The 288-nt window shown below is 67.4% G+C and carries 1 protein-coding gene; it reads right to left on the bottom strand.

Features of this window, described 5'->3' with window-relative positions; translation table 11 throughout:
• Window positions 1-288 (bottom strand): hypothetical protein (locus HOP58_RS22915; protein WP_234261941.1); only part of this gene is annotated, 288 nt, incomplete at both ends.

Genomic DNA, 288 nt, shown 5'->3' with positions numbered 1-288 from the left:
CGGCAGTCAGGTCGTCGATCACAGTCACGTGCCCGTCGGCCGTGAACGAGGGGCCGTCGCCGCAGTGGCGTTGGATGTTGTCGAGGACCAGCGGGTGGCCGTTGGTGGCGGCCAGCGAGCGGATCACGCCGTGCTTGCCCAGGAGCGTGACGCCCGCGTGATGGACGGAAGGCAGTTCGTCCACGGCGGCCATCGTGATCCGGGCCAAGATCACATACGGGTCAGGGTCAGCGGATGTGCGGACGAGCTCCGCGAAAGCCGCTTCGATTCGTGCGGTGTCAATCCCGC

This window comes from Halomonas sp. MCCC 1A11062, assembly GCF_021404355.1.
Taxonomy (GTDB): Bacteria; Pseudomonadota; Gammaproteobacteria; order Pseudomonadales; family Halomonadaceae; genus Halomonas; species Halomonas aerodenitrificans.
This window is presented reverse-complemented; position numbering and strand designations above follow the sequence as displayed.